Annotated in this window: 21 protein-coding genes; 15 read left to right on the top strand and 6 right to left on the bottom strand. The window is 48.2% G+C overall.

Translation table 11 applies throughout. The features are described from left to right. The first annotated feature begins 126 nt into the window (after positions 1 to 126). The 5 genes from G499_RS0106280 (at position 127) to G499_RS0106260 (ending at position 4,660) form a co-directional block, all read left to right on the top strand. On the top strand, positions 127 to 552 hold the full coding sequence (locus G499_RS0106280) for a hypothetical protein (protein WP_026999242.1): 426 nt from the start codon (positions 127 to 129) through the stop codon (positions 550 to 552). A gap of 655 nt (positions 553 to 1,207) precedes the next feature. Continuing rightward, positions 1,208 to 2,950 carry an N-acyl-D-amino-acid deacylase family protein gene (locus tag G499_RS0106275; RefSeq protein ID WP_026999241.1) on the top strand — a complete coding sequence of 581 codons (1,743 nt, stop codon included), beginning with the start codon at positions 1,208 to 1,210 and terminating at the stop codon, positions 2,948 to 2,950. Positions 2,951 to 3,181: 231 nt separating this feature from the next. Next, positions 3,182 to 3,745 carry an alpha-ribazole phosphatase gene (gene cobC, locus G499_RS0106270; protein ID WP_026999240.1) on the top strand — a complete coding sequence of 188 codons (564 nt, stop codon included), beginning with the start codon at positions 3,182 to 3,184 and terminating at the stop codon, positions 3,743 to 3,745. 75 nt (positions 3,746 to 3,820) lie between these two features. Continuing rightward, the gene (gene gcvH / locus G499_RS0106265; RefSeq protein WP_026999239.1) at positions 3,821 to 4,198 is read left to right on the top strand and encodes a glycine cleavage system protein GcvH; all 378 of its coding nucleotides are present in this window, start codon (positions 3,821 to 3,823) and stop codon (positions 4,196 to 4,198) included. Between the two features lie 69 nt (positions 4,199 to 4,267). After that, positions 4,268 to 4,660 carry a hypothetical protein gene (locus tag G499_RS0106260; protein ID WP_026999238.1) on the top strand — a complete coding sequence of 131 codons (393 nt, stop codon included), beginning with the start codon at positions 4,268 to 4,270 and terminating at the stop codon, positions 4,658 to 4,660. 188 nt (positions 4,661 to 4,848) lie between these two features. Here G499_RS0106260 and G499_RS0106255 read toward each other — a convergent pair whose 3' ends face one another. From G499_RS0106255 to G499_RS0106235, 5 genes are all read right to left on the bottom strand, one after another. Beyond that, entirely contained in the window at positions 4,849 to 6,471 is a 1,623-nt protein-coding gene (locus tag G499_RS0106255) for a SpoIIE family protein phosphatase (RefSeq protein WP_026999237.1), read from the bottom strand. Positions 6,472 to 6,501: 30 nt separating this feature from the next. Continuing rightward, complete coding sequence (locus G499_RS0106250) at positions 6,502 to 7,470, bottom strand: L-threonylcarbamoyladenylate synthase (RefSeq protein ID WP_035726765.1); 969 nt, start codon at positions 7,468 to 7,470, stop codon at positions 6,502 to 6,504. After that, positions 7,457 to 8,182: a carboxypeptidase-like regulatory domain-containing protein gene (locus G499_RS0106245; protein WP_026999235.1), complete on the bottom strand. Its 726-nt coding sequence runs from the start codon at positions 8,180 to 8,182 to the stop codon at positions 7,457 to 7,459. Before G499_RS0106245 ends, G499_RS0106250 begins: the two co-directional genes overlap by 14 nt. A gap of 8 nt (positions 8,183 to 8,190) precedes the next feature. Next, positions 8,191 to 8,841: a tetratricopeptide repeat protein gene (locus G499_RS0106240; RefSeq protein ID WP_211231588.1), complete on the bottom strand. Its 651-nt coding sequence runs from the start codon at positions 8,839 to 8,841 to the stop codon at positions 8,191 to 8,193. A gap of 471 nt (positions 8,842 to 9,312) precedes the next feature. Next, positions 9,313 to 9,645, bottom strand: a complete 333-nt coding sequence (locus G499_RS0106235) for a hypothetical protein (protein WP_154658335.1) — start codon at positions 9,643 to 9,645, stop codon at positions 9,313 to 9,315. A gap of 196 nt (positions 9,646 to 9,841) precedes the next feature. On the opposite strand from G499_RS0106235, the gene G499_RS0106230 reads away from it, so the two are divergent. From G499_RS0106230 to G499_RS0106195, 6 genes are all read left to right on the top strand, one after another. Continuing rightward, positions 9,842 to 10,738: an MBL fold metallo-hydrolase gene (locus G499_RS0106230; protein ID WP_026999232.1), complete on the top strand. Its 897-nt coding sequence runs from the start codon at positions 9,842 to 9,844 to the stop codon at positions 10,736 to 10,738. 39 nt (positions 10,739 to 10,777) lie between these two features. Then, the gene (locus G499_RS20955) at positions 10,778 to 13,777 is read left to right on the top strand and encodes a sensor histidine kinase (RefSeq protein ID WP_154658334.1); all 3,000 of its coding nucleotides are present in this window, start codon (positions 10,778 to 10,780) and stop codon (positions 13,775 to 13,777) included. Between the two features lie 46 nt (positions 13,778 to 13,823). Beyond that, entirely contained in the window at positions 13,824 to 14,588 is a 765-nt protein-coding gene (locus G499_RS0106220) for a LytR/AlgR family response regulator transcription factor (RefSeq protein WP_035726763.1), read from the top strand. Between the two features lie 167 nt (positions 14,589 to 14,755). Next, complete coding sequence (locus G499_RS0106210) at positions 14,756 to 15,640, top strand: flavin reductase family protein (protein WP_035726760.1); 885 nt, start codon at positions 14,756 to 14,758, stop codon at positions 15,638 to 15,640. A gap of 347 nt (positions 15,641 to 15,987) precedes the next feature. Next, the gene (gene typA / locus G499_RS0106200) at positions 15,988 to 17,799 is read left to right on the top strand and encodes a translational GTPase TypA (RefSeq protein WP_026999227.1); all 1,812 of its coding nucleotides are present in this window, start codon (positions 15,988 to 15,990) and stop codon (positions 17,797 to 17,799) included. 269 nt (positions 17,800 to 18,068) lie between these two features. Continuing rightward, positions 18,069 to 19,547: a protein adenylyltransferase SelO gene (locus G499_RS0106195; RefSeq protein WP_026999226.1), complete on the top strand. Its 1,479-nt coding sequence runs from the start codon at positions 18,069 to 18,071 to the stop codon at positions 19,545 to 19,547. Positions 19,548 to 19,771: 224 nt separating this feature from the next. Here the strand turns inward: G499_RS0106195 and G499_RS0106190 are convergent, their stop codons facing one another. Continuing rightward, on the bottom strand, positions 19,772 to 20,251 hold the full coding sequence (locus tag G499_RS0106190; RefSeq protein WP_026999225.1) for a nuclear transport factor 2 family protein: 480 nt from the start codon (positions 20,249 to 20,251) through the stop codon (positions 19,772 to 19,774). A 158-nt stretch (positions 20,252 to 20,409) separates the two neighbouring features. On the opposite strand from G499_RS0106190, the gene G499_RS0106185 reads away from it, so the two are divergent. From G499_RS0106185 to G499_RS0106165, 4 genes are all read left to right on the top strand, one after another. Beyond that, positions 20,410 to 21,378, top strand: a complete 969-nt coding sequence (locus G499_RS0106185) for an SMP-30/gluconolactonase/LRE family protein (RefSeq protein WP_026999224.1) — start codon at positions 20,410 to 20,412, stop codon at positions 21,376 to 21,378. Positions 21,379 to 22,210: 832 nt separating this feature from the next. Then, complete coding sequence (locus tag G499_RS20950; protein WP_081413669.1) at positions 22,211 to 24,934, top strand: PAS domain-containing sensor histidine kinase; 2,724 nt, start codon at positions 22,211 to 22,213, stop codon at positions 24,932 to 24,934. A gap of 11 nt (positions 24,935 to 24,945) precedes the next feature. After that, positions 24,946 to 25,347, top strand: coding sequence for a response regulator (locus G499_RS0106170; protein WP_026999223.1), 402 nt, complete (start codon positions 24,946 to 24,948; stop codon positions 25,345 to 25,347). Between the two features lie 75 nt (positions 25,348 to 25,422). Beyond that, a complete protein-coding gene (locus G499_RS0106165) occupies positions 25,423 to 25,821 on the top strand; it encodes a response regulator (RefSeq protein ID WP_026999222.1) in 399 nt (132 codons plus the stop codon). The last annotated feature ends 36 nt before the right edge of the window (positions 25,822 to 25,857 follow it).

Genomic DNA, 25,857 nt, shown 5'->3' with positions numbered 1-25,857 from the left:
AAAGCCGCCACCCAACAAAAAATTGCCTGCTAAAACAAGCCCGATTCCCCGACCATCTGCCGCGTTTGTGCGTAATAAGATGAGGTGGCTATCCCGCCTGATTATCAAACCATCAAGACAATTTTTATGAAAACATACGCCCTGACCTTCCTGCTCTCGGTGTTGTGCTATGGATCGGCCTTGGCACAAGCACCCGTCAACACGCGGTTCAAACCCGAAAAGGGGATGATTGACCTTAGAGAGTACCACAACCAGACCCTTACCCTCAAAACAGGGCAGCGGTGTTATTATCAGTACACTATCTTGGTAGAAGCGCAAGACTACACGGCGGCCTTCTTGTCGGCGGAAAATCCTAACATACTGAGTATGCGTATCGAAGAAGGGCATTGGTTTCGCAGCCCCCTCAATAGCAAGGCCGACAGGGTCAATGTGTATACAAGTGTGTTTGAGGCCCAATCGGCAGGAAAAACAACACTATACTATCAGGAAGAAGACCTGCGCAGCGGCGAAACCAAAACCTTGGCCGTTACGGTGATGGTGAAGGAGGAGTGAATACACCGCCCTCAAGGCCGGCACTCAAAGCCCAAGTATTGCCAATTTGGCACAAAGCCTTAGCGAAATACTAAAATCACAGAAGAGCTACAAAAACACAACCCAACTACATAAATATGTGTGCACACACTACACCCAAAGGCTTTGGATAGATAAAAAACGATGTGTAATTTGGGTATTTCGCGATATTGATGTATCATTGGTTAATAAAAAGCCCGCACAACGCCAATCTGTCTAAAAACCCATTAAAATACGCTGTACCAAGGCGATACAAGCTCGTAGTGAGACGCATATTTGGTGTGAATACTTTGAAAAATATAAAATATTTTTGGTAAAACAGTTTACAATCAGCCACAAAAACCCAAAAAGGCTAAGTCTAAACTTTCTACGAAGAGGCCTATATGCCGCACCACATTGTCAGGAGATACCAGTTCCTCAAGGGGAGCAGTTTTTGGAGAGACCGCCGTGTGTGTCTTTTACCCCCAAAATAAGGTCTCAGCTTGTCTCGAAGCTATTTTTCCAAAAATGTCCAGTGGGTGTACTTTTTAGCAAAAAATCTTGCCGCGTTTTTTTAGTACAATACCAAGCTGTAGTATGTTGTTTTTTAGTATCTTTAGAGCAATACAAACTAACCACTTTAATCTCTTTAGGTACTATGAGCAAGTTTTTCATTCGTGGGGGCTTGGTATTTGATGGCAGTGGCCAAGCGCCCTATCAAGCCGACCTCCAAGTAGCCGATGGCAGGGTAGAGGCCTTGGCTTCTTCGCTCTCCCACCCCGGCGAGGCCTACCAAACCATCGAGGCCGAGGGGCATTGGGTCATGCCCGGCTTTATCGACATCCACACCCACTACGACGCAGAGGTCGAAATCGACGCAGGGCTTTTTGAGTCTGTCAGGCATGGCATTACGACAATCTTTATGGGCAGCTGTGGCCTGAGTATGGTGATGGGTCCTCCTGAGTCGCTTTCGGATATGTTTACGAGGGTAGAGGGCGTACCGTCGGAGTATATCAAACCGCTGTTGCAACGCGTCAAAGACTGGGACTCGCCCACCGAATACCTCCAACACCTACGCAACCTTCCGCTAGGCCCCAATGTGGCGATGTTTTTGGGGCATTCTACTCTCCGTTCTTATGTGATGGGCTTGAAGCGCAGCCTCACCCACAACGAAAAGCCCACCAAAGCAGAGCTCAGCCGTATGGACGGCCTCTTGCGCGAGGCACTGGATGCGGGCTATATGGGGCTTTCGGTCAATATGTTGACCTTCGACAAGATGGACGGCACGGAGTTCCGGAGCCGCCCCACCCCCTCGGTCTATGCCGGCTGGGGCGAATACCGCCACCTCTTCCGCACCCTGCGCCAACAAAACCGCATCTTGCAGACCATCCCCAACACGGCTAACCCGGCTACCTTTTTCAGCTTTATGCTCGAAAGCGCAGCCCTTGGGCGCAAGGGACTCAAAACCTCGATGTTGGCAATGATAGACGGCAAGACCGTCCCCGGTATCCACCGCATCTTTGGCAACTCGGCCTGGCTGGCCAACCGCCTGCTGGGAGCCAAAGTCAAGTTTCAGGGCTTGCCCGAACCTTTTGATGTCGTTACGAATGGGTTCAACTCCCCCTTCTTTGAGGAGTTTGAAGCCGGAACGGCCTACCTCCACCTCGAAGACCTGGCCGAGCGTCAAGAACTACTTCAAGACAAGCGCTACCGCCGCAAGTTTCGCAAGCAATGGGGGCAGAAGCTTGCCCCACGTGCTTTTCACCGCAACTTGCGCGATACTTGTGTAATCGACTGTCCGGACGCATCGCTCAATGGGCGTTCTTTTAGGGAGTTGGCCAAAGAAGCCGGCCAAGACCCTGTAGACTACTTCCTCGACCTGGTCTCCAGATATGGCGACGAGCTGCGTTGGTATACCGTCGTGGGCAACCATCGTCCCAAGGAGCTCAACTGGATTGTCCGCCATCCTGACTGCCACATCGGCTTTAGCGATGCAGGGGCGCATCTCAAAAATATGGCGCATTATAACTTCCCGCTGCGATTGTTCAAATTTGTACAGGAACAAAAAGCCGAAGGCCGCAAAACCCTAAGCCTTGCGCAGGCCGTACGGAAGGTTACGGGCGAGCTGGCCGATTGGTACGGTCTCGATGCTGGATACCTCGCCCAAGGCCGCCGTGCCGATATTGTCCTCGTAGACCCAACACAACTCAACGACCAGCTCGACCAAACCTACGAAGTAGGGATGCCCGGCCTGCCAGAGTTCAAGCGCTGGGTGCGCCGCAATGACCAGGCCGTGCCCTATGTCTTTATCAACGGGCAAATCGCCGCCCAAAGCGGCCAAGCAAGCCCTATATTGGGACAGGCAAAAGACTTTGGCAAGGTGCTCGCATATCAGGGCTAAGCCTCCTAGAGTAGGAGCAAAATGAACACAAGCCACTGGACACAACAGAAAAGTAGTGCGAACTTTTGGCTTCGTATCAACAAAAAGCCTAATTTTGGTATCAGACAGCGACTTTCTGCTGATTGAACCTGCGGGCTGAGCCTTGGGGTTTGAAAAAGTCCAGTGGTTTTGTAACTACTATTCACCTTGCCGGATACCTGTTTGCCGGGTATTGGGCTTTCCACACAAACCATGCATATTTATCTAGTTCGACATACTACCCCCTCTGTGGCTCCGGGTATTTGTTATGGGCGCACAGACCTCGACTTGGCTCCTGAGCATCCTTCCGAAATGGCCGCCATACAGGCCATCCTCCCCCAAGACTACGCCCGCTACCCCGTCTATACCAGTCCTTTGAACCGCTGCAGGCGCTTGGCCCAATACCTACACGCCGCGCCACAGCCTGACGAGCGCCTGCTGGAGCTGGACTTTGGGAGCTGGGAAATGCAGCCATGGGGAGAGATACCCCAACCAGCATTACAGGCATGGATGAATGATTTTACCCATCATCCAACCCCCTCTGGCGACTCTTATGAGGCACTGTATGCGCGAGTCCAACAGTTTTGGGACGAAATCACTGGCCTACAAACCCCAATGGTTACTGTCGTTACCCACGCAGGCGTATTACAAAGCCTGCTCTCACTGCTGTTGGACATCCCCTTGAGCAAAAGCTTCAGGCTGCAAGTAGGCTATGGAGGTGTCTTGGAAGTAAAGTATCAGCCTCCGGCTATCAAACTAAAGTTTTTGAAAGGATAGTTGTATTTCTAAGCCTTTTGAGGCATCTTTGACCCAAAATCATCATAGGTTAATAACCACCTCAATCGATAAAATATGAATTTTCCCGCAGAACTCAAGTACACCAAAGAACACGAATGGGTTCGTGTAGAAGGTGATGTGGCCGTAGTGGGCATCACAGACTTTGCTCAAAGCGAGCTGGGCGATATTGTTTATGTAGAGGTAGAAACCGTAGGAGAGACGCTTGGCCAAAACGAGGTGTTTGGCACGGTAGAGGCTGTCAAGACCGTATCGGACTTGTACTTGCCTTTGTCAGGAGAAATTGTAGCATTCAACGATGCGCTTGAGGCCGAGCCCGAAGTAATCAACGGAGACCCTTATGGCAAAGGTTGGATTGTAAAAGTACGAATGAGCAATACTGCTGAGTTGGACGGCCTGATGTCTGAGGCTGACTACAAAGCTTTGGTAAGCTAACAACTCATAAGCGATGATTGAGTTACTCAATCATCGCTCAAGGCCTCGCCATCATTTTTGCGCCAAAATATGTTTTTCAGATTTAATGCCTACGCTATTGTTTGGATGCTGGGGATGCTTTGGGTAGCCTGCCTCTCTAAGGCCAATATTCAACCCATACTTTTAGTGGGCGGGTTTGGCGTAGCCGAAATAGGACATATCTTACAGTTTGTTGTTTTGGTATTACTCTGGATGCTGGGCATCCGAAAACAACACCAGTTTACCTTTCTACACTACAACCACGCCGGCACACGCTATGTGTTGATTGGCGCTTTCTTATTCGCCCTGCTGCTAGAGCTTATCAAAATACCGATTCCCTATGTGCACTTCTCGTCGTTAGGGATTGTGCTCAACCTAGTTGGGGCAATCTTAGGAGCCTTACTTTTTTCGTGGCTATATCGTTTGCCCTTGCGCTTTTGGTAGTTTTTCAATCTATATGTATACTCAACCACAATTGGCTTGGGAAATCTTTGCACTGAAAATCCTTGATAATCAAGAAAATAAAACCCTGCAAATCCCCAAATCTTGTGAATCTTGGTATAACTGTAACACGCCACCGGACATTTTCAAACCCCACAGTTAAAACTGTGGACTAAGGATTGGTGTGGTACTTAGTATTTCAACCCCACCATCAGCATATCGTCGCGCTGTAGCTCTTGTCCTTGATGTTCGTTGAGCAGGGCTTCTACTACTTCTTTTTGGCGTTGCATTGGGCTTTGGGCTTCTGCTAAGAGCGCACCAAGGATAGCCTTGTCGCCGAGGCGTTTGCGCTGGCTGTTGTTTTGGTCTTGTATTCCGTCGCTACCCATATAGAGCTGGATGCCTGGCTCAAGCGCCACATCGTGGTCTACAAACAAGGTATGAGGGTTTTGCCATCCCCCTACGGAGCGCCTTGCTCCGGCTACTTTGTCTAGTGTGGACGCGCCTTGGCGGTATACATACAGGTTGAGCTTGGCTCCGGCAAATAGCGCAGGCTCTTGAGCGATATCTCTTTTGGGCAGGCGCAACACTGCAATGTCCATCCCGCTGTTGTTGCCAGTTTGGCCTTGTCGTAGGGCTTCGCCTATATGCTGGTGTAATGCTTCGAGAATCCGCGAAGGAGTGTAGATATGTTCTAGCTTGATGATACGGTGTAGCAACAAAGCGCCTATCAAGGTCATAAACGCGCCGGGCACCCCGTGGCCCGTGCAATCAGCCACGACCACAAAACGGTGCGTACTGGTTTGGCTCATCCAATAAAAATCGCCCGACACAATGTCTTTGGGCTTATAAAGCACGAAATAATCTTGGAAGGCATTCTGAAGCTGCGCTTGGGTAGGCAGGATTGCCTGTTGTATTGTTTGCGCAGCATTGATACTGCTCTGCATTTGATTGTTGAGGCTTTGCAACTCTTTGTTGAATGCAACTACTTGAGATTCTTTTTCTTTCAAACGCTGAAATGCTTTGCGCAACACCTCTTCATTATTACCCATTCTGCGGTTGGCAATTTCCAGTTCCTTGAGTTTTTGTTCTATAAAATCACGCTGTGTTAAGATTTCTTCTTGGTTTTGGTACAATTCCTCATTTTGAGCCGTGATTTCTTGGTTCAGCCCTTGTAGTTCTTCTTGGCTTTCGTGTAGTGCCTGTACTTGTTGTGCTATCTTTCGTTCACTCCATTTGCGTTGGTTATCAATGATATACATAATTCCGGCAAACATTATCAAGATATAGTAAATGGCCATACTAAAGAAAAACATTTGCTGTGTGGGGTTGACAACAACCCCCACCAAGGCAGGGAACACATAGGGCATAAAGTGTAGCAGTGTAATGAGGAGCAACGCAATGAGACTGTGTCGGAGGATAGACAGCTCCAAAATCAACGCCAAGGTAGGTGGGAAGATTAGAAAAAGCATCACATTGCTAGTATAAGTACCTTCGCTCAAGCCCTCTGTAAAGAAAATACACGAACCCAAAAACATCTGTATTTCAAAATAATATATCAGTACTTGCCTTGCCGCCATCAGCTGGCGGGTGCTGGTCAGGATAAGGACAGCACTATACACCACAGTAGAGATTGCCTGAATGACGATGGGTGGCCAGCTAAAGCCCATTCCTACAAAAACCAAGACCGAAGTCAGTGCCAAGCCCCCAAAAAGAGCCGCCAAACCATTAGTTTGGTGGTACAGTCGTGCTTCTTTTAGTGTAGTTTCGGGGCTGACACCGAGTTGTATGAGTTTGACAAGAATTGGTTTCATAGGTGTTTTGTGAGCTAAAATATCGAGGGGTTATTCTGGCCTAGGTGCGGAAGCGCGGCGTAGCCGGTCGTTAATAGCACGGCCTAGTCCCAGCTCTGGTACTGGAGCCGCAGAGATGATGCTGCAATCCGATGCGTCGAGCTGGCGCAAGGCAGCAAATAAGTTGCGGGCGGCCTCTGATAGGTTGGCCATAGGCGACAGCACAAACTGCTGTTCTTTGGGCAACACAGGAGAATAACTGCTCCAGCGCAGGGCTGCTATTTGAGAAGGGGCATAATGAGACAACAGCAGCTCAGGGCTTTCTAACACCAAAGGCTTGCGTGGTGCATAATGGCTTTCGAGCATCCCCGAAGCCTTGGGGTTGGAGCTGGAATGTGTTTGTACTTGTACTGGGCCAATCTGCGCCTCGATGGCTTCGAGTGCCACACCGCCTAGGCGGTATACTGTAGGCGGAGAGGTATCAAAGCCAACAATGGTCGACTCTACCCCGACAGTGGCCGAACCGCCATCAAGCACCAACTTAACTTTATGGCCGAGTTGTTGGCGGACGTGCTCGGCAGTGGTAGGGCTGATATAGCCAAAAGGGTTGGCGCTGGGAGCTGCCAAAGGAAAAGGTAGCTGTGCCAATAAGGCCAAGGTAAGCGGGTGTTTGGGAATACGGATAGCCACTGTATCTAACCCTGCCGTTACCAAATCAGGAATGACCGCTGCCTTGGGCAAGAGCACCGTGATAGGCCCCGGGCTGAAAGCTTCGAGCAACTGTGTGGCCTCTGGAGGAATATCGCGCACCCACTGTTGCCAGTTGCTTTCCGGTGATACGTGTACGATTAGTGGGTCAAACGTAGGTCGGTTTTTGGCTTCAAATATTTTCAAAACCGCCTGTGCATCCAGCGCATTGGCTGCCAGCCCATAGACTGTTTCGGTAGGAATGCCAACCAACTCGCCTGTGGTGAGGAGTTGGATGGCTTGGCCTAAGAGGGAGTTTTCAGCGCTGTTCATAAATAATATCAATCAAGATGCCATTAAAATTTTGCCCCACTTTCAATCTCTTTTGGCTGAGGTCTTCTAAGAGCAGCTCTCGAACTTGTCCGGCTTGGCTCTGAAGAATGAGCAGGGTCTGCTGGTCGTTAAAGCGCCAAAGCCCTTGGCGATTGGCAGGGTTATCATCTTCAGGACAAGTAATTGCTCCGGAGATGACTTCATAACGCCCATTTTTGAAAAAGCGCAAGCCGCTATCACGCAAACATTCAAACCCTGGCTGAGTTTTTATACTTTCGCCGGCAAGCTGAATATCAGTAAGTTGCCAGTTGCGCCCTGAGGCAGCACTAAGACTACCCATACGGCTATTATTGAGCACAAAAATCTCTTCGTTGCGGAAGCCATAAATAGTAGCAATTATTTCTACCTCCCGCTTGTTCTCCCAGTTGTTGAGCGAATCACGCTGTATGTCTACAAAATATGTGCCGCTAGGCAACTGAAAAAAACTAACTTTTCCGCTATTGTCCGTAAGGGCTGTTTCTTGTAATGGGTTTTGCTCTGTGGCCCAGTGTTCTTCGTTGGCATATATCGTAACATTAGCACCAACTACGGGAAAGCCTCGGATATCGAGCACAGTGATGGCCATTTCGGCCTCCTCGCGTAAGTTGCGGTTACAGGCTCCCAAGAGCACCAGGGCTGCCAGGAGGCAAACAGCGGTCGTTTTTTTGTACATACAAGCTACTACTGTTTGTTGGGAGTTTGGTCAGAAGTATTGCGGCAATATTTTTCAAGCAAAGCTTCGGCCTCTGGATGGCCTAGGCGTTTGGCCTGTTGGAGGTGGAGGCAAGGCTGTTCACTTTGCTCGGGGCTTTGTTGCAAAAGACTGAGCGCAAGCGCAAAATGTGCCCTAGCAAATTTGGCATCTGCACGGATAGCAGCGCGAAAGTCCTCTGAAGCCGCCGGCCACTCAGCATTGCGATACAAGATATTGCCACGGTTATAATGCGCCATTGCATCTTCGGGGCGTAGCTCTAGGGTTTTGTTAAGGTCTCGGAAAGCGGCGGCCGTGTCGCCAGTAGTGGCAAAAACCGCCGCTCGGTTGAGGTAAAGATCTGCTTCATCAATAGCTAGGGCGATGGCTTGAGAGTAATCTTCGATAGCGCCCTGATAGTTTTGAAGCGCTTCTTTGACCAAGGCGCGGTTGTAGAAAGGCTTATAGTTACGCTTATCAAGGGCAATGGCGCGGTCATAGTCCAACAAGGCATTGTCGAACTCCTGCAAACTGAAATAAGCCACCCCACGCATATTGAACAAGTCGGCAGACTCACCCCCGTTTTTGATGGCGCGGTTGAGCAGTTCGACGGCTTGGCGAGGTTGTTGGTTTTCAAGCATTTGTTTGGCTTGTTCTACACTTTTGGCTGTATCTACACAAGCACTCATAACTAAGGCCAGGAGCGCTACGAGAAGCAACGAGTATTTTGGAGTCATAAAAAAGAAAGGGAAAGCTTGGTAATATCGAGTTGAAGTTACAAAAAAACGGAATTTTACCCAAAGTAGGAAAATTAGCAAGGGATAAGCTCTCTAACACACCACTGGACAAGTAGCTCGAAGCCCTGCTCCGAGACAGGCTAAGGCCTTATTGGAGGATAAAATGAGACCTAGCCCACAGTTTTAACTGTGGGGTTTGAAAAATGTCCAGTGGCATGTCTCAAACCTCAGGCGATGATTTTTCTAAGAGCTTGTGTTTTGGAATTTGTTAAAATGAATAAATAGGAGAGCATTTGGAGCAACCTTTCAGTGTTTTTGTTGCCTCACTTTCCTTATCAAGCCTTAGGGAGGCAAGTTTACACATAAAAAATTATGTTACAAATAGGCTGAAATCTTGATAGGTTTTCCACACATATAGTCTTGTACTGTAAAAAGCAGGGAGCCTTTGATTTTGCCGTTGCTTCGGTAAATTCGCCGTCCTATTTCGCAGGGGATGCTCGTAGCGCCGCCAAGCCGGGTGAGGGCTATGTGTGTTTGTCCATTGTAGATATACAGGTCTTCGTCAGTATCATTGATGATACTGATGTCAGAAATAGCAATCTCGTGTTCGATACCTAAAACTTGTTGTAGGCAAGCCTGAGCATGCCAAGCCGTGAGAGCGGCCAGCACCAAAGTCAAAACCAAAGGAAAAAAAGCAGCTCTAATCATATCCAATGAATCTTTGATAAAATATAGAACAAGATAATCAGGGGCAGTGAAGGGGAAGAGAAATATTTTATCAAACCAAGACTTGGGTTTGTGAGTGATAACCATCCATTTGAGCGCTAAAAAAAGCTTGCGTGGCAAGGCTTTTTTGCTAATTTTGTAAGCTAACCTACCATTTTTACCCCCTATCTTCAGCGATATGATACACCTGATAGACCTCCATTTTTTAGAAAACGACACTACTATCGCCGCCTTTCTGGTAGAAACCTCCGAAGGGCCGGTCTTGGTCGAAAGCGGACCACACTCTACTTTTAAGACCCTCGAAGCAGGGATAGCCAAGGCGGGCTACGCCGTTACAGACATCAAGCACGTTTTCGTAACCCACATCCACTTTGATCACGCTGGGGCTGCGTGGGCTTTTGCCGAACACGGGGCAAAGGTGTATGTTCACCCCTTTGGGGCGGGACACTTATCAAGCCCTAGCAAGCTGACAGAGTCGGCTAGGCGTATTTATCTAGACCAGATGGACGTACTTTGGGGCGAAATGCGTGATATTCCGCTGGCGCAAATCGTAGCACCCGAAGACCAGACCACCATCACTATCGGCAATCGCCGCTTCAAGGCTTGGTACACCCCCGGCCACGCCTACCATCATATTGCTTGGCAGTTGGAGGATGTGGTGTTTACCGGAGATGTGGCCGGTGTCAAAATCGGGGCAGACGGGATGGTCATTCCGCCCTGCCCTCCGCCCGATATCCACCTCGAAAAGTGGCAGCAGTCTATCCAAACCCTACGCAACTTGGCTCCCTCACAGCTCTACCTAACACACTATGGGGTACACCAAAACTATAAAGAACACCTCGATGAGCTGGAGCATCACCTAGTAGATTATGCGCAGTTTGTCAAAGTAAGATGGGAAAAAGAAATACCTCAAAATGAGATTGTTACGGAGTTTAATCACTACGTCAACCAACAATTACGAGAGGCTGGCTATACCGAGCGCCGCCTAGCACAGTATCAGGCAGCCAACCCGGCGTTTATGAGTGTGGCCGGTCTGATACGTTATTGGAAAAAACGCACAGAGGGAAGCCATTAATGCGTGTGGTTTTATTACTTTGATTTTCAAACTGAATATATGCCTATCAGGCAATTACATACCATACAAAACATCATCTTGCCAAGACTGCCACAGCTATTGTTGGCGGCCTTGGTAGTTTTTTGTTTGTCCCAAAAACCCACAACACTTCAGGCTCAGCAGCCCAGTTTTCGTGTAATCAACTCCGACCAGGGGCTGCCCAGCAACGAGGTATATTGCCTCCTCGAAGACCAACAGGGCTTTATCTGGATAGGCTGCGATGCGGGAGTTTTCCGCTACAACGGCATCCGTTTTGAGGCCTTCAAAGCGCCTACTCAGCGCAGCAAATCTATGACAGGCCTGATTCAAACCTCCAACGGGCGGATTTATTGTTATAATTTCACCGGACAGGTCTTTGTGATTGACAAAGGCGAAATGCGCGAAATAGAGACCCTAGGGGAATCGTCCGTAACCAATATTGTGGCTGTGCCCAATACCAATAATATTTGGATAGCGGCTCAAAATGGTTTGATTCTTTATGATGCGGCTAGTGATGTCAGTAGTTTTTACGAAGCCCCAACTGCCTCTATGCTCGAAATCAAAACGGCTTGGCGTGTACGTACTGACAAAAACGACATTACTTGGATTATCGCCGACGAAAACTTATACCGTATGGATAAGGCCAAGCGAATAACCAAGGTAATCAATCAACAACACCTCAAGACTCCTACGATGTTGTTGCGGATTATCTATGATGGGCAACAGACTTGGATGTGGGAATCCATCACCACCAAAACATACCGCTACAACGCTAGTGTAGATACTTTTCGAGAAGAGCACATCCCCTTGTTAGAGGCTGCACTCAAAGGCAAAAAAATCACCGAGACATTCCTTGATAAACAGGGCCGTATTTGGATTCTGACTTATACCGGAGCCGTGATTTTTGACCCCAAGCGCAACACCGTCCAAACAATGCTCGAAGAGTTTGCGCTCTCGTCTTTTTTGGAAGACCGCAGCGGGGCCATCTGGCTCAGTACCTTACACAATGGTATACTGTATATTCCTGATTTGCAGTGGGTAAACTGGCATATTGCCGACCGGGTACTCAAAATCACCCACGACACGAAGCACATTTATTTTGGAAATACCTCTGGGACACTTTATCAGCTAAACCCTCACACGGGCATTTTCTGCTTACATCAGTTGCCTACACGCTCCGATATTCGCTGTATAGTATACAACAACATAGATAAAAGGGTCTACTTCAATACCAATAGCAACTTGTTTGCCCTAGAAAACGGCCATAGGATAGATTGTGGAGATAATATTGGAGCAGCAAAGGACTTTTACCAAACCCCTCATGAATATGTAGTGGCCAGTTCTAATGGAACCTTTGTCGGCAAATCATTGGCTGACTTATCCCCTCCGCTAAAAACAGGGGTGAATAGAAGGTTTATCAACAAGCAATGGGGGAGGGCTTTGGCTTATGACACCCGCCGCGATTGGCTATGGATAGCCACCAACAAAGGATTGTTGCAAACTTCTTATGAAGACAGCACCTATCTTGTGAGGCAAATTTGGCTTCAAGACCAACAAGTGCTCGATATTGTCTGGAACGAAACCGAACAACGTCTCTTCATCCTTAACTTCGAAGGCTGGCTGTATGAGTGGACTCCGGAGCGCTTTCTGAAGCCGCTTGCCCAGCTTCCTAGTGAAGTGCAGGGCTATGTCCTAGTACAACACCAACAGCAACTTTGGATAGCCACTAACCGAGGGCTGTGGGTATGGGATAGGGGCAAGGATGCTTGGAGCTCATTCAATCAGATTGACGGATTGATTTCGGATGATGTGCTGGACTTATGTATCCTACAAGACCGAGTGTGGCTGGCTACCTCCAAAGGGGTGCAGAGTCTGCCAGTGGCCTATAGTTTCGATAAACCGCCGCCCAAACTAGTACTCAAGGCGCTTTATCAAGGAGGGAAAAGGGTAGATGCAGCCCAATTGTTGACCTTGGGGCCAGAAGATGGCCTCAGCATTGAGTTGGAGGCTGTCAGCTATCACTCTGCCGACAAATTTCGCTACGCCTATCGCCTTAATCAAGACACTACTTGGGTGTATCTGCCTGCCAACACGGACGCTATAGTGCTCAATACGCTTCCTACGGGGAAGTTTGTGCTGGAAATCAAACTTTTAGACCATAAAGGGCGCAGTTCAGCCAACCGAATCTTGTTGAAAGGGGAGGTATTGCCACCTTTTTGGCTACGTACTTGGGTACTCAGCCTTTTGGCATTGGCCTGTGTGGGGCTAGTGGTGCTGATACTGACGCAGGTAATGAAGCGCCTCCAGCGCCAACAAGCCGAAACCCTCAAACGCATTGCCCTCGAAAACGAACTCAAACTCTGGCAACAAACAGCGCTACAGGTACAGATGAGCCCACACTTTTTGTTCAATATCCTTAACTCTATCAAGAGTTATATTTATGAGAATGACAAGCAGAAGGCCGTACAGTACCTAAACCAATTCGCTAATCTTGTAAGAAAAATATTACATAATAGTGATAAAAAATACACTACCTTAGCCGAAGAGCTAGAAATGTTGAGGCTATACATAGGTTTGGAGGCAATGTTGCTCGAAGAAGACTTTGAGTGGCAGATAGATGTGCCCCAATCTCTCGACCAAGAAGCGCTAAGCGTCCCCACTTTGCTTATCCAGCCTTTTGTAGAAAATGCGCTAAAACACGGGTTAAGGCATAAAAAAGGTCTGAAAAAGCTTTTTATCAAGCTTGTGATACTCAACCCCCAGCGCCTCTGTGTGGTGATAGAAGACAACGGTGTAGGGCGTAAACGTGCGCAGGAAATCAATAATAAAAACCAAGACCGACATCAGTCTTTTGCTACTAAAAATATACAAAAGAGAATTGATTTGCTAAACAAAAACACCCACCTCCAACTCCAGACCCAAACCATAGACCTCTATGACGCAAACCAAAACCCCATCGGCACACGTATAGTCTTGCACCTCACCTTACCCGAAGCAATAAACCTATTACACAAAGACTAACCCCGGGGATTGATAATTACACTACTCTCCAAAACGAATACCCATTATGCCTACGCCTAAACCCAAACTACGCACCCTAGTGGTGGATGACTCGCCCCAAGCCCGCCGCTTGCTCCGCCTGATGATTGCCGAACACTTGCCCCAAGTAGAGATAGTAGCAGAGTCGGCTGATGCCAACGAAGCCCTTACGGCCATCGAGGCATACAAGCCCGAGGTAATGCTCCTAGACATCGAAATGCCCGAAAAATCAGGATTACAGCTGGCCCAAGAGCTAGCCCAACATCCATACCAACCGACCATCATCTTCACCACCGCCTACAGTGAGTATGCCATTCAAGCTTTCAGGCTTTCGGCCTTAGATTATCTGCTCAAGCCTATCCAAGAGCCGGATCTGATACAGGCTTTTGAAAAAGTACAACAACAACAAACCCTCCTCCAAGACAGCAAGCGCCTCCAAACATTGGCCAATAACCTCAATGCCGAAACTCCTCAATCGTTGTGTTTGCCCGTGTTAGGGGGGTATGAGTATGTAGCTCTGTCTGATATCGAGTATCTCGAAGCCGATGGCGCCTATGTACACGTAGTCTTGGCCTCAGGCAAAACGCACATCATCTCCAAAAACCTCAAGTACTTCGAAAATCTACTGAAACACTCCCCGCAGTTTGTACGCGTACACCGCTCTTACATCGTCAACACACCTTATGTACAGCGCCTTAAAAAAGGAGACAGGCCCCTGATTTGGATGCAGAGCGGCAAAGAAATCAGTCTGGCCAAGGAGCGCAAACAAGATTTTCTGAATGCAATGGGCTGATGCTAGACTATTTCAAAAAAAAGCCACTTGGAGAGTCAACTCCGAGGGCATACAAGAGCTTATTTTGGTGCCAAAAAAAACACCCAATTAGCATCCCAGAAGCATAGGCCATACCTTTGTGTTTGTTTATCAAGTACGGTTTATCGTTATTTTATTTCCCCAAGCTGATGTCTCATATTCCAACCCTTACCTTAGATCCGGGTACTATCAGTACTGCCAAGCTTCACGCATATATGCTCAGCGCGGTAGCGCCACGCCCTATTGCTTTTGCCAGCACTATCGACGCGGCGGGCAACGTCAACCTCAGCCCGTTTAGTTTTTTCAATGTGTTTGGCTCAAATCCGCCTATTATGATATTTGCGCCTGCGCGCCGAGTACGCGACAACACCACCAAGCACAGCTTTGAGAACGTTCGCGAAGTGCCCGAAGCAGTCATCAATATTGTCAATTACCCGATTGTAGAGCAAATGTCATTGGCTAGTACCGAGTATGCCAAGGGCGTAAACGAGTTCGTCAAGTCTGGACTGACCCCAGTGGCTTCTGACTTGGTACGCCCCCCGCGTGTGGCCGAAGCCCCGGCAGCGTTTGAGTGCAAGGTTACACAAATAATCGAAACAGGGCAGGAAGGAGGCGCCGGAGCGCTTATCATCTGTGAGGTATTGCGTGCACACATACACGAAGCCGTCCTCGATGCCGAAGGACATATCGACCCGTTTAAAATTGATTTGGTGGCTAGAATGGGCGGCAACTGGTATTGCCGTGCCAATGGGGAGGCTTTGTTTGAAATACCCAAGCCATTGGTTACCAAGGGTATAGGAGTAGATCAGCTGCCCCAACATATCCGGCAAAGCGATGTGTTGACAGGTAACAACTTGGCGCGTCTGGCCAATGTAGAAAGTTTGCCCCAAGCCGAAGCTGTGGCCGCCTTCCAGAACAGCCCCGAAGCACAACAACTGCTGACACAAACCCTTGAGGCCCGACACCAGTACGCCCAACGCTTGCTAGCCCAAGGCAAAGTCGCAGAGGCTTGGTTGGTACTGCTTTTGGATTAGTAATTTGCTCTGAATGTGTATGATGTTTTGTGTTTTTTAAAGTTGAAATAAACAGAATTGCAGCATATGCTATCGTCTTTGTATACCCCAAACATACAACAGTTCGAGGGCTATGCTGCTATTTTTGTCAGCCTGATGATGCCCCCAACACCCAGTACTATGAGTGCTCCAACACAAGCAGAGCAATCTCGTAAGTTTTGTAAAAATCTGATTTTGAGCATCTTATTTAAAAACAATCCAATACAGCCCACCCAACAAGCAGCCATTGTTAACATCTTTTTAATGCTGTAAGTAAAGGCTTTGTGGATTATTTTGCGTAATTTTGCGCCTTAATTGATTTACACGTAATGGAAAGCATCAGAAACATCGCCATCATTGCCCACGTTGACCACGGCAAAACGACCTTGGTTGACAAAATTATCCACGCCTCCAAACTCTTCCGAGAGAATCAGACCTTCGACGACCTTATCCTCGACAATAACGACCTCGAACGTGAACGCGGCATTACCATCGTATCCAAAAACGTATCCGTGCGTTACAAAGGCGTTAAAATCAACATCATCGATACTCCGGGTCACGCCGACTTTGGCGGCGAGGTAGAGCGCGTGCTCAAAATGGCCGATGGGGTGCTCCTGCTTGTAGATGCCTTTGAAGGGCCGATGCCCCAAACCCGATTTGTATTGAGCAAGGCCTTATCGCTTGGCCTTACGCCTATCGTGGTAGTCAACAAAGTAGACAAGCCCAACTGCCGCCCTGACGAAGTACAGGAAGCTGTTTTTGACTTAATGTTTGCCCTTGACGCTACCGAAGAACAGCTGGATTTCAAAACCATCTATGGCTCTGCCAAAAACGGCTGGATGAGCAACGACTGGCAAGAACCCACCGAAACGATTGAGCCACTCTTGGATGCCATCATCGAAACCATCCCTGCCGCCCCCAGCCCAGAGGGAACGATGCAGATGCAAATCACCTCTCTTGATTACTCTTCGTTTGTTGGTCGTATTGCTATCGGACGTGTATACCGAGGTACGATTGAAGAAAATAAAGACATTGCGCTTTGTAAAGACGATGGTAGCTTCAAAAAGCTACGCGTAAAAGAGCTACACGTGTTTGAAGGCTTGGGCAAAACCCGCGTACCTGCTGTAAAAGCCGGCGAAATCTGCGCCGTAGTAGGCATCGAAGGCTTTGATATCGGAGACACCATCGCCGACATCAACGCTCCCGAGCCCTTGCCCCGTATTTCTATCGACGAGCCTACAATGAGTATGCTCTTCACCATCAACAACTCGCCGTTCTTTGGCAAAGAAGGTAAATTTGTAACCTCTCGCCACCTCCGCGACCGCTTGTTGAAGGAAACAGAGAAAAACCTTGCCCTCAAGGTAGAGTTTACCGAAAGCGAAGACCGCTTTATCGTTTATGGGCGTGGTATCCTACACTTGTCTGTATTGATTGAAACAATGCGCCGCGAAGGCTACGAGCTACAAGTAGGGCAGCCTCAGGTACTTTTCAAAGAAATTGATGGCCAACGCCACGAGCCTTACGAAACCCTAGTAGTAGATACCCCTGAAGACACCGCCGGCAAAGTAATCGAACTCGTTACCCAGCGCAAAGGCGAGCTCCTCGTGATGGAGCCTAAGGGCGATTGGCAACACCTAGAGTTCAACATCCCTTCACGTGGCCTTATCGGTTTGCGTAACTTGATGTTGACTGCTACTGCCGGAGAGGCCGTTATCAACCACCGATTCCGCGAGTATGGCCCCTACAAAGGCGAAATCGCCGGACGTATCAACGGCTCGCTCATCTCAATGGAGGCCGGCCCCTCTACGGCCTATACCCTTGACAAGCTCCAAGACCGTGGGGTGTTCTTCATCGATCCGGGAGAAGATGTATATACCGGCCAAGTAATTGGCGAGCATAGCCGTCAGAACGACCTTGTTGTCAATGTACAAAAAGGTAAAAAACTGACCAATATGCGCGCATCTGGTTCTGACGACAACGTCCGCATTGCGCCCAAGCGTCAGTTCTCTCTCGAAGAAGCGATGGAATATATCCAAAAAGACGAATACCTAGAGGTAACACCTGTTTCGGTACGTATGCGCAAAATCTACCTCGACGAAAACGAGCGTAAGCGTATGTCGATGGCCGAAAAAGCCCTCTAATAGAAATACACCTATTTTGCAGAGAAGCCATCCCAAATCTTTTGGGGTGGCTTTTTTTGCATATAACCAATCGAAATTGGTTTGGGAAAAGTAGCTCGGCTTTCCACAGCTCCGAGACAAACTGAGGCCTCATTTTGACGCTAAAATGAGACTTAACCCACAGTTTTATAACCGTGGGATTTGAAAAATGTCTAGTGGCGTGAACAAGGTCTAGGGCTGTGTTGGAACTATTTGTCGGGTCTTGGGTTTTGATTAAAAAGTCTACAGATATGCTTTCCAACAATACCGACACCCAGCCTTGGCGCTGGGCACACAATTACACCCAACTACCCGAGCCTTTGTACAGTCTCCTGCCACCTGAGCCAGTACCATCGCCTATGTTGTTGCTCTTTAATGGGGTATTGGCACAGCAACTGGGCCTAGGCGCATTGCTCAATGATTCGGATACTACGGCACAATGGCTGGGCGGGAAGCAAGTGCCCCCGGGAGCCAATCCATTGGCACAAGCCTATGCAGGGCATCAGTTTGGGCATTTTACGATGTTGGGTGACGGGCGCGCCATTTTGTTGGGAGAACATATCAGCCCCAGCGGCCAAATGCTAGACATTCAACTCAAAGGCTCCGGACGCACGCCCTACTCACGGCAAGGCGACGGGCGCGCCACACTGAGTGCGATGTTGCGCGAATACCTCATCAGCGAGGCGATGTATGGCCTTGGTATCCCCACAAGCCGGAGCTTGGCCGTAGTACTGACAGGGGACGGCGTAAGGCGAGAACGTATCCAACACGGAGCTGTGCTCACTAGGGTCGCTGCCAGCCATTTGCGGGTGGGTACTTTTGAGTATGCCCGAAGATTCACCCCAATCACCGTCCTAGAAAAACTACTGCAATATGCCATCGAACGGCATTACCCCTCCATGGCTACACACGAAAACCCCGCCTTGGGGTTTCTGGAAGCCGTGATGGAGCGGCAGCTTGCCCTTATCACAGACTGGATGCGTGTAGGCTTTATTCACGGAGTGATGAATACTGATAATATGACAATCTCGGGCGAGACCATCGACTACGGCCCCTGTGCTTTTATGAATACCTACCACCCCGGCACTGTCTTCAGTTCTATCGATACTCAGGGACGGTATGCTTTTGGCAATCAGCCCCCAATAGCACAATGGAATATCGCACGCCTAGCCGAAGCCTTACTGCCTCTAATACACCCCAATGCGGAGGAGGCCATCAAACTAGCCCAAACCTTAATTGAGCGCTTCCCTAGTCGCTATGACCAGCAGTGGCTGGCGATGATGGGGAAGAAACTAGGCTTCGCCGCTCCCACTCCCGAAGACCGCACCCTGATGGTTGATTTGTTGGCCCTGATGCAAACCCAGCAAATGGACTATACAAACACCTTCCTTTACTTGCAAACAGGACAGTCGCCTGACAAACAAACAGAAGAAGCTTGTCAGACACCTGATTTCCAAGCTTGGCAAACCCGATGGGTACAGCAGATTGGAGGAGAGGAGCAGAAAAAAACAGCCCAAAACCTGATGCAGGCATACAACCCCGCTTATATTCCAAGAAATCATTTGGTAGAGCAGGCACTCTTAAGTGCTACCGAAGAGCAGGATTTAAAGCCTTTTCAAACGCTTGTGCAGCTCGTAAGCAAACCCTACGAGGAGCAGAAGGGAATGGAAATATACCAAACACCACCGCCTCAAGGAGATCAAGATTACCGTACTTTTTGTGGAACCTAACCAACGGCGCAAAACCGTATTTTCGCACGCTCAAAAAGCCTGAAGATACGCCGCCGGACATTTTTGGAAAAGTAGCTCGGAGCTCCGGCTCCGAGATAAGCGGAGGCCTTATTTTGGGGATAAAATGAGCCTCAGCCCACATTTTTAACTGTGGGATTTGAATGTGAAGATGCCCGCCTGAGCACAGGCTACAACATTGCGGGTGGCCTTTGTCGTGGGCAGGGCTATTGCTTTTCTAGTTTTTGGTGTATCTCAATTACCTGTCGGATTGCGTCGTTGTCCACAGCTACCGAGAGTACATACTGCTTGATACGCCAGCGCCCTTCTTGCTTTTGCAATACGCCGGAGCCTCGGCAGAGTCCCATCCAAGTATCAAGGGTTTCGTTAAACCAAGCATAGGTCTCATCATCGGAGAGGACAACATTGCGCCTTAAAGGCTTGAAGTCCCAAGCACTTTGGCGCTCTTGGAACAAGGGCAGGTATAGTTGTACGAAGGTGGCCTTGTCCCAGACCTCGGTAGCGTCTGTGCCAATGAAGAAAGCATCATCAGCCATAGCGCCAAAATAGAAATCTTCGTCGGCCTTGGCGGCGGCTTCGTGCCATTGGTCGAGTAGGGTGTTGATATCAGCAGTACTTTGAGCGCTCAGCGACAACGCGCCAAACAACAGCAGGAACGATAGTAGGGGCAGGGGTTTTGTACTCATACAAAGTTGTTTTAGGGGAAATATCAAGTGCTTATAAGGAACGAAGCTAGCTTTTCGCAATACATTTTGGGCATCGACTTGTTTAATTGTCAAAAATATGCAATTTTTACGTACAATCGTACTATTTATCACTCCCCAAAAAGCACTGACCTACTACTATGACACAGCTCAAAGATTTTAAGTTAGATCCACTCAAAGACCTACAGCCCGTAGGCACAGACCTGAGCCGCCCCGAGTGTGTGGTGGCCGAAAAAGATGGCACGTTATGGGTGTCGGACAACCGCCACGCCATCACCCGTATTTACCCCGATGGGCGGCAGGAGCAGCTCGGCACTTCGGGCGAAACCAATGGGATGACGATGGATGGCGCGGGCAACCTGTATGTGGCTGATTGGGCCGAAAACAAAGTGCTCAAAATCTACCGCGATGGGCGCACCGAAACAGTGTTGCAAGACCTCAACGGCGAACCCTTGGGGCCTGTCAATTATGTCTTTTGCGATAGCCAAGACCGCCTGTGGGTGGCCATTTCAGCCCGCAGACACCCTTGGTTTGCTGCCGCCGCCGCTCCTGCTCCCGACGGGCATGTCATCCTTGTTGATAGTAACGGAGCGCGTATCGTAGCCGATGGCATCACGTTTACCAACGAAATACGGCTTGACCGAGACGAAAAATACCTCTACGTGGCCGAAACAATGGCTGCCAAAATATCTCGCTTTCCGGTAAATGCCGATGGCAGCCTCGGCGCTAAAGAGACCTTTGGGCCGGAGTCCTTAGGTGATACACACTTTGTGGATGGCTTTGCCTTCGATGCGGAGGGCAATGTATGGGTTACTACAGTCTTGCGCAATGGCCTGATGGTCATCGATGCCCAAACCCGCCAAGCTTATACCATATTTGAAGATGCCAACCACGAAGCCCTAGCCGCTGTCGCTGAGGCACTGCCCAAAGGACAACTCACCCCCGAACATATGTTTGGCTGTATGGGGCAGCGATTACGGCTCATCACCTCAATCAATTTTGGAGGCGAAGACCTCAAAACAGTCTACATCGGCTCCCTCGCTATGGATACCCTGATGAGCTTCCGCTCGCCTGTAGCCGGTATGCCGATGAGGCATTGGAATCAATAGCGTTATTTTTAGAACGCAATACTGATACCTACTTTTGTGGGCACAGGCGTGGTCGGAGTATTTTTCGCGGCCATTACCTGTGTCTCCACGGGTAGTCTGCACCCTATTTTTCCAAGACAGCCAGTGTCCAAACAGCTATACGAACACAGGCATACAAAACTTCGACCAACAGGAATGATCAACTACCAAAACAATCCGAGGGTTGAACTAGTTTTTATTACGATATTTACAACACATCAAGGCCTGTAATACCCCCGAAACTGGGCACCGCCACATACTCACAACTAAAATAGCGAGCATAGCGTAGTAAAAAACCCTCTTATGTAGCCAAAACAGGGCTTTTTGTTGAGCTAAAACTAGTGTTTCGACTTGTGTTTCTGAAAATGTCCGACGGTGTGCTTGCTTGAAATGTTGGTTAATGGTTGTTGATAAAAACCGAAGTATTCACGTTGTTTATCGATGTCTGCAAGCTGTTTGGCGTAAAATAGAAACCATCAGCGTCTTGATTTGGTTAAACTATATCATAATGTTACTTGAAACAGTATCAGTGTATTTTCCCAAAAAAGAAAAAGCCGTACCGACCAAGTTTACCATATTTTTACTGTGGTTACAATCCAAAATCAATGATTTTCATTATTAGAATTTTTTTAGATAAAATTTTTATATTAATAATATATCCTTTATTTAATAACTTACTCGATGCTCAAAGGAGTAGTATACCAATTTCCCAAACCAATATTCATCGAACATCAGTAAGTAGGTATTAAGCTTTTGTATGTATTATCGTTTTTTGCGCTCTCTGTCCCCTTAGGTTCGTTAATTTTTTGATTGTATGGAAGCAACCACCTCATCAATGCCCAAAAAGCGTTCTCGACGCTTTTCGCTTTATCTGAAGCAAGAAAGCGAACTATATTTACAAAAACACCAACAACAGGCCGACCGTGTTACAGACTGGGTCTTTGGTTTATACACCCTTTTGGGTATTTTGGCGGCTCACACTACCAATAGTTGGTACTTAGTTTTTGGCTATACCGGGGTATCCTTGGTATTGTATTTGGTTGCGCGCTTGTTGGTAAGACAGCGTTTGGCTTCTCGCTTGTTGATAGGGGGGGTATATGCATTATTTACCTTACAGATTATCGGCCAGCTACACGGAATGTCAGAGGCACAGTTTGTGTTTTTCATCAACCTCATCCTGATAATGCGCTACCAAGATGGTCGGGTGATAGTGCCTTATATCGTGGTATTTGTCGTACATCAGTTGGGTATTATGGCTGCCACGGCTTTATTATTTATGCCTCACTTAGCCAAGTACTATATCAGTTATACTCAGGAGGCAGGGCTGATAGGTATTTTCCTACAGTTTGGCTTGGCTATTTTGAGTGCTTGGCTGTGCGCTATGCATGCAGATGCCAACCGCAAGAATGCCCTAGGCTTGTTGGAAGCACAGCTAGATGCGCAGATAAAAGCCCAAAAACTCGCAGCGTCGGAAGAAGAGCTGCGCCAAAATTTTGAAGAACTCCAAACAACCCAAGAACATCTCATAGAGGCACAAGAGCGCTTTGACTTGGCAATCCAAGGAGTCAATGATGGGATATGGGACTGGAACCTACGGACAGACACCGTGTATTTTTCGCCAACTATCAAAACTATGCTGGGATACAGTGATGAAGAGGTAGACAATAGCTTCGAGGGAATACAGGCATTGGTACACCCTGAGGATATTGATATGTTTCGGCAAGAAGTAACAGACTATCTCGACGGCCACCGCACGGAGTATCGGGTAGAAATGCGCCTGCGTCGCAAAAATGGCAACTATGCGTGGATACTCTCTAGGGGGAAGGCGCTGCGCGACAAAAACGGACAGGCTTATCGATTTATTGGCTCTCATACAGACATTACCCAAGACGTGGTCTATGAAGAAAGTCTTAAAGCCAAAAACGAAGAGTTGGCCGCATCGGAAGAGGAGCTACGTCAAAACTTAGAAGAGCTACACGCGACACAAGAGGCGCTCGAAGAACAATCGTGGATATTGGCACAACAGACCGAACTGCTGGCCGAAGCCGAACGTATGGCCAGCATCGCTAGCTTCCGTATTGACCCTCAGACCAACTATTTTCAATACTCCAACAACCTGCCCTTACTTTATGGGTTTGCCTCAGACGAGACACCAGACTTGATGATCAACGCGCTCTCGGATTATATCCACCCCGAAGACCGTGAAGTACCCGAGCGTTTGTTTGAAAGAGCGCTTCAGGAGCATCTCGAAGAGCCTATCACCTGCCAATACCGCTTCAAGCTGCCACAACAAGAAGAATGGCGCTATTTCAAAGCCTTTGTCCGAACCTTTCAGAGTCTACAGGGCAAGCATATGGTCATTGGGGCAGTGCAGGATGTGAGCGAGACAGTAGAAAAGCAAAAAGCTATAGAAGAGATTTTCAAAAAAATCAAAAACTCTGAGACCAAGCTCCGCCAAAATGTAACTGAGTTGAAAGACGCTCAAGAGGCCTTGGCTTCACAAAAAGAAAAACTGGAAAAAGCTTATAGCGAACTGAAAAACACCCAAAGCCAATTGATCCAATCCGAAAAAATGGCCACCTTAGGGCAGCTTGTAGCCAATATAGCCCACGAAATCAATACCCCACTGGGAGCCATCCGATCCTCGTCCGGCAATATGACCAATATTCTTGAAGAGCTGTTGCGGCAAGACCTGCCCTTCCTCAAAACCCTGAGTGATGAGGAGAGCCAGCTTTTTGAAAAACTCGTAGGGCAGGCACTCGAAACCCAACAACTCTTGACAACAAGAGAAAAACGAAACGCCAAGTATGAACTGATAGAAACGCTTGAAAAAGAACAAATTGGCGAAGCGCAGAATATTGCTGACTTGTTGGTAGATATGAATGTGTATCAAAATGTTGAACGACTCTTGGCAAGGCTTCATTCGCCACAGCTGGTAGACATCATCAAAAGTGCCCACAAGATGTCGAGCATTATTCGAAGCAACCAAACAATTCACACGGCCACCGAACGCGCCTCAAAGATTATTTTTGCCCTCAAAAATTTTGCCCGACAAGACCACAGCGGTGAGCAAAAACTGACCAATATCAACGAAAGCATAGAAACGACCCTGACGCTCTACTACAACCAACTCAAACACGGCGTGGAGGTAGTCAAAGAGATGGGGAGGCTACCCGAAACAATGACCTATGCCGACGAAATTGTACAAGTATGGACCAATATCATCCACAATGCCATTCAGGCAATGAAAGGCAAGGGAACTATCTCTGTTCGGACTTGGCAAGAGGCCGAGCTGATTAAAATAGCCATCGGCGATAGCGGGCCGGGCATCCCCGAAGACATCCGCGATAAGATATTTTCCCCTTTCTTTACGACCAAAAAAGCAGGAGAAGGCAGTGGCTTGGGGTTGGATATTGTCCGCAAAATAGTTGAAAAACACGAAGGTCGCATCTACTTTGAATCCGAAATAGGCCAAGGCACTACCTTTTATATAGAACTCCCTGTCGTTTCCCAAAACCCAACATCTTTAACACAATAGTATTTCGTATTATGAGCAAACAGTCGCAAGCCATCCTCTGTGTGGATGATGAGGTCATCATTCTCAACAGCCTAAAAACCCAACTCCAAAACCAACTCGGAGACGCTTTTATCATCGAAGCTGCCGAGAGCGCCGAAGAGGCGTTGGAAGTGGTAGAGTTTTTGAACAAAAAGCAAATCAAAACCTTGCTCATCATCTCAGACTGGCTAATGCCGAGGATGAAGGGCGATGAGTTTTTGATTAAGGTTCACCAAAAATACCCCAATATTGCCACGATGATGCTCTCTGGGCATGTCGATAAGGCGGCCATAGATAACGCCATCAAACACGCCCAGCTCAAGGCCTTTATTAGTAAGCCTTGGGATGAAAAAGACTTGGCCGCCCAAATCAAGAAGGTATTGGCCTTGCCCTAGGAAGGGCTTCATGAATGCCGGATACGTCCGGCATATCCTAGGTTTTATTTTACATATACTCAGCGCTTATCTCTTATGGGACAAACACAAAAAGCCATTCTTTGTGTCGACGATGAAATCATCATCTTAGACAGCCTCAAAACCCAACTACGTAATATTTTGGGAACCCAGTTTATCATCGAAGGAGCCGAGAGCGCCGAGGAGGCGCTGGAAGTAGTGGCGTTTTTGAGCACCCGTAAGATTGACACTTTGTTGATTATTTCAGACTGGCTTATGCCAGGGATGAAGGGGGATGAGCTGCTGATTCAGATTCGCAAAAAACACCCCAAAATAGCCGTCATGATGCTCTCTGGTCAGGCAGACCAAAAAGCCATTGATAAGGCTAAAAAACACGCTGATTTACAGGTGTTTATGACCAAGCCTTGGGAAGAGCAAGAGTTGGCGCGCTGTGTCAAACAACTGCTGGCTCTCTGAGTTTGTGGCCAAAATCCGGTTTTATTGTATCACCTA

Source organism: Eisenibacter elegans DSM 3317, assembly GCF_000430505.1.
GTDB lineage: Bacteria > Bacteroidota > Bacteroidia > Cytophagales > Microscillaceae > Eisenibacter > Eisenibacter elegans.
The sequence above is the reverse complement of the archived record's forward strand: the minus strand, read 5'-3'. Positions and strand labels throughout refer to the sequence as shown.

Bases quoted from the DNA above. Each gene is read 5' to 3' on its own strand.
- G499_RS0106255 (WP_026999237.1), bottom strand. From the start codon at position 6,471: ATGAAACCAATTCTTGTCAAACTCATACAACTCGGTGTCAGCCCCGAA.
- G499_RS0106240 (WP_211231588.1), bottom strand. From the start codon at position 8,841: ATGCTTGAAAACCAACAACCTCGCCAAGCCGTCGAACTGCTCAACCGC.
- G499_RS0106260 (WP_026999238.1), top strand. From the start codon at position 4,268: ATGTTTTTCAGATTTAATGCCTACGCTATTGTTTGGATGCTGGGGATG.
- G499_RS0106185 (WP_026999224.1), top strand. From the start codon at position 20,410: ATGACACAGCTCAAAGATTTTAAGTTAGATCCACTCAAAGACCTACAG.
- G499_RS0106275 (WP_026999241.1), top strand. From the start codon at position 1,208: ATGAGCAAGTTTTTCATTCGTGGGGGCTTGGTATTTGATGGCAGTGGC.
- G499_RS20955 (WP_154658334.1), top strand. From the start codon at position 10,778: ATGCCTATCAGGCAATTACATACCATACAAAACATCATCTTGCCAAGA.
- G499_RS0106245 (WP_026999235.1), bottom strand. From the start codon at position 8,182: ATGTACAAAAAAACGACCGCTGTTTGCCTCCTGGCAGCCCTGGTGCTC.
- cobC (WP_026999240.1), top strand. From the start codon at position 3,182: ATGCATATTTATCTAGTTCGACATACTACCCCCTCTGTGGCTCCGGGT.
- G499_RS0106220 (WP_035726763.1), top strand. From the start codon at position 13,824: ATGCCTACGCCTAAACCCAAACTACGCACCCTAGTGGTGGATGACTCG.
- G499_RS0106195 (WP_026999226.1), top strand. From the start codon at position 18,069: ATGCTTTCCAACAATACCGACACCCAGCCTTGGCGCTGGGCACACAAT.
- typA (WP_026999227.1), top strand. From the start codon at position 15,988: ATGGAAAGCATCAGAAACATCGCCATCATTGCCCACGTTGACCACGGC.
- G499_RS0106170 (WP_026999223.1), top strand. From the start codon at position 24,946: ATGAGCAAACAGTCGCAAGCCATCCTCTGTGTGGATGATGAGGTCATC.
- G499_RS0106210 (WP_035726760.1), top strand. From the start codon at position 14,756: ATGTCTCATATTCCAACCCTTACCTTAGATCCGGGTACTATCAGTACT.
- G499_RS0106165 (WP_026999222.1), top strand. From the start codon at position 25,423: ATGGGACAAACACAAAAAGCCATTCTTTGTGTCGACGATGAAATCATC.
- G499_RS0106280 (WP_026999242.1), top strand. From the start codon at position 127: ATGAAAACATACGCCCTGACCTTCCTGCTCTCGGTGTTGTGCTATGGA.
- G499_RS0106250 (WP_035726765.1), bottom strand. From the start codon at position 7,470: ATGAACAGCGCTGAAAACTCCCTCTTAGGCCAAGCCATCCAACTCCTC.
- gcvH (WP_026999239.1), top strand. From the start codon at position 3,821: ATGAATTTTCCCGCAGAACTCAAGTACACCAAAGAACACGAATGGGTT.
- G499_RS20950 (WP_081413669.1), top strand. From the start codon at position 22,211: ATGGAAGCAACCACCTCATCAATGCCCAAAAAGCGTTCTCGACGCTTT.
- G499_RS0106190 (WP_026999225.1), bottom strand. From the start codon at position 20,251: ATGAGTACAAAACCCCTGCCCCTACTATCGTTCCTGCTGTTGTTTGGC.
- G499_RS0106235 (WP_154658335.1), bottom strand. From the start codon at position 9,645: ATGATTAGAGCTGCTTTTTTTCCTTTGGTTTTGACTTTGGTGCTGGCC.
- G499_RS0106230 (WP_026999232.1), top strand. From the start codon at position 9,842: ATGATACACCTGATAGACCTCCATTTTTTAGAAAACGACACTACTATC.